Source organism: Halomonas citrativorans, assembly GCF_900163645.1.
Classification (GTDB): Bacteria; Pseudomonadota; Gammaproteobacteria; order Pseudomonadales; family Halomonadaceae; genus Vreelandella; species Vreelandella citrativorans.
Window position 1 is genome coordinate 1 of the sequence record NZ_FUKM01000025.1, and the last position, 5,226, is coordinate 5,226.

Annotated in this window: 5 protein-coding genes and 1 pseudogene; all 6 read right to left on the reverse strand. The window is 55.7% G+C overall.

The window, feature by feature from the left end; translation table 11 throughout:
- Positions 1-97: 97 nt before the first annotated feature.
- Positions 98-1,003, reverse strand: a complete 906-nt coding sequence (locus tag CZ787_RS06160; protein WP_087107259.1) for a Mu-like prophage major head subunit gpT family protein — start codon at positions 1,001-1,003, stop codon at positions 98-100.
- A gap of 39 nt (positions 1,004-1,042) precedes the next feature.
- A complete protein-coding gene (locus CZ787_RS06165; RefSeq protein WP_087107261.1) occupies positions 1,043-1,474 on the reverse strand; it encodes a hypothetical protein in 432 nt (143 codons plus the stop codon).
- A gap of 33 nt (positions 1,475-1,507) precedes the next feature.
- Positions 1,508-2,587, reverse strand: a complete 1,080-nt coding sequence (locus tag CZ787_RS06170; RefSeq protein ID WP_087107263.1) for a phage protease — start codon at positions 2,585-2,587, stop codon at positions 1,508-1,510.
- A gap of 46 nt (positions 2,588-2,633) precedes the next feature.
- Positions 2,634-3,524, reverse strand: coding sequence for a hypothetical protein (locus tag CZ787_RS06175; RefSeq protein ID WP_087107265.1), 891 nt, complete (start codon positions 3,522-3,524; stop codon positions 2,634-2,636).
- 414 nt (positions 3,525-3,938) lie between these two features.
- Positions 3,939-4,379, reverse strand: coding sequence for a phage virion morphogenesis protein (locus CZ787_RS06185; protein ID WP_087107268.1), 441 nt, complete (start codon positions 4,377-4,379; stop codon positions 3,939-3,941).
- Positions 4,380-4,540: 161 nt separating this feature from the next.
- A pseudogene (locus CZ787_RS18810) lies at positions 4,541-5,226 on the reverse strand (hypothetical protein); the annotation flags it as partial.

Consider the following 5,226-nt stretch of genomic DNA (forward strand, 5'->3'; position numbering starts at 1 on the left):
CATCGCGGGCGATGGCGAGTACTTCGTGCTCGCCAAAGCGCTCAATAAGATCCGCTTGGGTGCAGTAGGGCATGGGTTAGGCCTCCGTTAGCCAGGCTTATGCAGCGCTAGGCAGCCAGGGGTTCATGATGAGCTGTGAGGTGTTGGCCCATTCGTTGGTCGCGCCTGCCTCGTTCATGGCGTTGTTCAGCACGCGAAGTGCCGGGCCTTCCAAATTGCTGGGCACCATGGTGTGGCTGTGGCGCAGGGCGAGGGGGCGGCCATGGTCGCCTTTCAGTTCCTGCAGGCGCTTGCGGGCAGCTTCATAGTTTTCAGCGTTGAACGGCTGGTTGGAGCGCACGACGAGCTGCCATAAACCGGCACCGGCGTTAACGCGGGCATCGACACCCATTAGGAAGTCGTCGGTCATAAAGACCTGGGTATCGTTGATGTCCGTGAGGGCGCGGAAGTTGTAGTCACGGCGCTTCTGGAACACCATCGGCTTGATGGCGCGGGTAAGGTCCATCACGTACCAGGCGGCGCCATTGCCTCCCATGTCATTGGAGACACCCACTGCCTTGCCTTTTTCGTCCAGCACCGGGTGGTCGTTGGCAAACAGGCGCTTTTTGTCATAGCAAAGCGGGTTAGCGGCCAGCACCTCAACGGCGATTTCATTGGGGTGTTCACGGCTTGAGCGGCCAAACTCCTGATAAACCGGTGCGTAAAGGCCGTAGGTGTCGTCTTCGATACTGTCGCGGGGGACACCGGCGGTTAGCTCGAACTTGCGGTTGCGAATGGAGAAGTCCGCACCTTCCAGACCGTGGATAACACGATCACCCAACCACTCGCGCATGCGCGGGAGGGTTTTAAGCCATGGGTAAACTTCTACCGCTGTGGTGCTGGTGACAACGGTACAAAACTGCTCATGCACGCTGCCCGCGTCGCCCACCGAGTCGAAGCCCTGCTGGAAGTTGGTTTTGTAGGCCTTGAACAGCGCCTGAAGGTTAGCGTTCGTTAAATCCATGATGGTTTATCCTCTTGAGCCAAGCAGGCCGTGAATGGGTTACAGGTAGGCGCCTGACGTGGGATCAATCAGTACCCACACACCGACGTCATCGACACCGTCGATAATTCCGGCAATGGAGCGGGTGGCTTCGCCATCGGTTTTGGCGACGGTTTGGTCATCGACCAGGTAGCAGGGCTTGCCTACATCAGCGGCAGTCACCTCATCGGCTTCAGCGGAATTGGTGAATGCAAAGCAGCCGACCTTTACATCAATGCGCTGGTCGCCGTTATCGCCGGTCGTGTTGTCCTGGTAATGAGTGGCCACACCAACAGCAGTCAAGCCGGTAGCGGTTGAACCGGCAGATGCAAAGCCACTGGCCGCCAGCGCCACAATGCCCCCGGCATACACCACAGCACCGGCGGTAAGCCCGTAACTACGGCGGTGGTTAATGCGGTGCGGTGTGTTTCGGTTTTGGGTTAACGCAGTCACGTTGCTTTCCTCTTGGGTGGTCGTTAGCGCGGTTTACTGCGCAGGGTTGGCGGCGCGGTACTGCTCAGCCGTGATGCCCATGGATTTACATACCGCCAGCTCGCTCTCCGTCAGTTCGCCTTTGGCGTTGGTGTCTTCCGGCTGCTTGCCTTGGGTCTGGGTAGTTTTCAGCGCAGCGATGCTAGGGGCGCCATCAAGGTGCGCCTTACAGGCAGCGAGGCCTTGCTTGCGTAGCCAGTCCGCTGTGGCTTGGCCGGGAATGCGGCCATCGTCCAGTGCATCCTTGATGAGTGCGTCTAGCTCAGCGGTCTGGCTGCCTGCTTTCAGCGCGGCCAGTTGCTGGGTGGTTTCTTCATAAACGGCTTTAGGTACGTACTGGCTCATGTCCGGTGCAGCGGTGGCGCTTGAGGCTTTCAAGGCCGCTACGGCTTCCGCTGGCTTCGCGTCATCTTTGGCACCCAGCGCTTCGCGTAGCGCCTTGGCGTCGGCGTCACCGGCTTTTAGCGCGGCAATAGCGGTGTCGATCTGCTCGTCGGTGGCATCGGTAGCCAAGCCGAGTGTGGTAATCAGCTGTTCACGTTTCACGGGGTCGATCTCCTCGGGTGTGTCGTGCGTAACCGACAAGCGCGCAGCGGCAAGCTGCGCTGCACCTTCGTCGATGGCGGGGGTATTGGTTAGCCCCAGGTGCAGCAGGTCGAGCGGCTGGCCCTGGGCGTCATACGGGAAAACGGGGGAGAGGTAGCGGTATTCGTTGGCGTCGATCGCAGCCTTGGCAGCCGCCGTCCAATCGATGGAGCCGTAGAGGCCGTCCTCGCGATATTCAAGCGAGCGCGGGTCGACCCAGCCAGAGGCAGGCGCAGGCTTGCCGTTCTGCTCGGCGTAGAGGGTTTGGTGTTCGTAGTCGATGGCGATATCGGTACTGCGCGCAGCGGCCAGGCGAATGATCGCCTGGGCCTGCTCGGCAGAGAGGTGCCACGGGCCGGTGCCTTCAGCAGCCCCACGCGGAGCATGGAACGTACCGGACGGCATCAGGCGCGTTTTGTCGTTGGTGGTTTGCACACTTAGAGCGCAAACGGCAACACGGGGCTTGGTGTGAAGGCTGTGTGTTTTCATGCCCCCATGATCGGGGGCTTAGGGCGGGGCGTGGATTTAAAGCGCTTTAGGAGTTTTTGCGTGGGAAGCTGAAATCAATATCTAACTGACTGTCATTTTCTGGCTTGTCTTTTTGAAACTCATCATAAGCGGTTGTATCGAATAAGTTAGCGTTTTGTACATCTGCAAAACTAAACACAATTTCAAAACTTTCATCATGCAAATGCTGTAACTCCTCCGTTTTATCAAGCCGCTCGTAGAGCTTTTTATAGAAAGTAGTGAAAGTGATTTTATGTGTCTTATCATCGCGATAGCCGCTCATCATGGGGAGTATGCGTATCATATCTCGACTATCAACTGGATCGACTGACCCCATGACTTGCCCTACATATACTTTCCCACTATGCAGTGTGAAGCAAATGGGCTTGGCCTGATCAAACCCTCTGAACAAAATTAGTTCAAAGTCAGCGTTTAAATGATTTATAGCCCGCCGGAGAGGTTTGATAGAGGAATATTTATAAACGCCTTCAACATAATAGGCAGGATTCCACCAGCGTTTCTCTTTTATGCCATCCCCGAGCAGGAGCACCCAATCTTGCTGGCGCATGGTAGCTATAGCTTGAAGATAATTTAGTAAATAACCGGTTATTAGGCCCATTAAAAGCGTGACACTGAGAACAATTATCCAGTATGCAGCAGAAAGGCTCTTCTCGTTTTCACCGAGAGGTAGCTGAGATTTTGCCCAAACAGCTAAGAATTTTTTAATCCAAAGCAAGCTGTTATCGAACAAGCTAACCAAGGAAATGGCAACTATTAGAAGCACAATGCCCGCCGCTGCGGCATAAAAATAGACGCCTTGAGAATCTTGGCGTCTAATAATGTATCGTGACTCGTGCCACTTGGTGATGAAGAGATAGCCTGAAAGAATCGTAACAAAGGCTATAAGCGCTTGAAGCATCTAGTGCCTACGTTTGTGGAGATTTCAAGTGTCGCTCTAGCCTTTCGGAGGCGTCCAATTGATCTCGAAATGATTTAGCATGCACGACTTCCGATGCTTTCATCGTCATGACACCGTTACCGACCACGTAATATCTCGGCTTATCCATACTTTCTTGCTTGGCGTGGCTGTAACTTGTCCAAAAACGACGCTTTATTTTATCTAACATAAGTTGCCCTCCCGCCTGTTACCTAGCTGTTAACCTCTTGTTGGGCTAATTCAGTCATACTGAGCGTACCGCAACAGTACACTCTATTTAAAATATACTCGATATCTAAATCTAACGCACGTCTAACCCGCCTTGCGGGCGAAAGTCAGGCCAACGTAGCGGCAGCACATCAGCAGCGCTTACGCGGGCACGTTGGCGATAACGGGTTAAAGGCTCAAGTGGTCAGCGAGGATACCCAGCACTTCGTCTCCATCGTCATCATTCAGGCCGATATATTCGCGACCTGGTATGTCGCCCCACAAGTGGGGGAACTCGGCTTTTGTACCGCCGTAGTTCTGCATGGCGGCGTAGACCATTAGGCTGCCCCATTCGACGCTGTCTGACGCTGCGCTATAGCTGAACTGTTTGGCCAGCTCTTTGCTTTCGCCTTCCAGTACGCGGCCATGACCTTTGCGCGCCTTGGTGACAGGCGAGTTATCTTTCCATGGCGTGCCGTCCGGCGCCTCTTTGTCGCGGAAGCGCTGCTGAGTGCGGTTGACCATCTCTTCACCGATCGACTTCATCGGTGCGGTGAGATCCTCTCCCTTGCTGAGTAGCTCAGTAATGGCGCGCTCTACTTCGCCGCTATTGACGTTGATGGTGCCCATGGTTCTCTCCTATACTGATAGCGCCTGTCCTCGGTATGGCTACCGACCCCTTCGTCTATTCATCTCATTGAATGGGCGTTGATGAGGGCTAGCATGGGTGCCTCCCATGCGGCAGGCTACAATTCCGCTTTACTCCCCTTTGCTTATCTCAATCGCTCCGGCTATCTCAAGCGCTCCGCTTGGGGCGGCTGGTCTGTGCGGCTTTTAAACAGCGTCAAAAAGTAGTTCTTTTTACCGTCTTCGGTACGTTTGAGTGCGGCGCGGTAGGTGACGCTTTCAATGATCAGGTAGATCAAACGGCCTGGCTCATTGGGTACGCGGTAAACCTCGCCATCGTCCAGAAGCTGCTGCACGCGGCGGTAGTCATTGATGCCGATCTCCGGGTGGCGCTCACGATGGGCGCTTAGGCTCTGCTGAGAAAGCAGCACCACCGGCGACTCAGCACCCAGCACCTGACGCTCAACTGGCGGCACCACGGCCACCGGGTATTCACCGCGTACCTCGCCATTCCAGAAGCGGTTGAACAGCGGCGCTTCCACCAGCTGCGCGACGTTCTCGCGGGCAATCGTTGCATCGACACTGTCCAGCCGATTCAGGCGCGCAGCAACCGCACGCTCGGTGGCGGTTTGTCCTGGCGCATAGTCCCAGCCGGGTTGCAGGCCATTTGGCACAGTCACCACTTCGCCAGTGGTGTTATCGACGTGCTCATAGGTGCCGTCGTTCGGCGGGCTATCTGGCGCATCCTTGCCCAAGCGCTTTAGTCCGCGCTCGTTTAACGTCTCGACGCCACAGTTGCAGCCGAACCCGTTGGGCGCGAAATGGGTTTGCCACCACGGGTGATCAGCCC

Coding starts and splice junctions, on each gene's coding strand:
- CZ787_RS06160 (WP_087107259.1), bottom strand. CDS start 1,003: ATGGATTTAACGAACGCTAACCTTCAGGCGCTGTTCAAGGCCTACAAA.
- CZ787_RS06170 (WP_087107263.1), bottom strand. CDS start 2,587: ATGAAAACACACAGCCTTCACACCAAGCCCCGTGTTGCCGTTTGCGCT.
- CZ787_RS06175 (WP_087107265.1), bottom strand. CDS start 3,524: ATGCTTCAAGCGCTTATAGCCTTTGTTACGATTCTTTCAGGCTATCTC.
- CZ787_RS06185 (WP_087107268.1), bottom strand. CDS start 4,379: ATGGGCACCATCAACGTCAATAGCGGCGAAGTAGAGCGCGCCATTACT.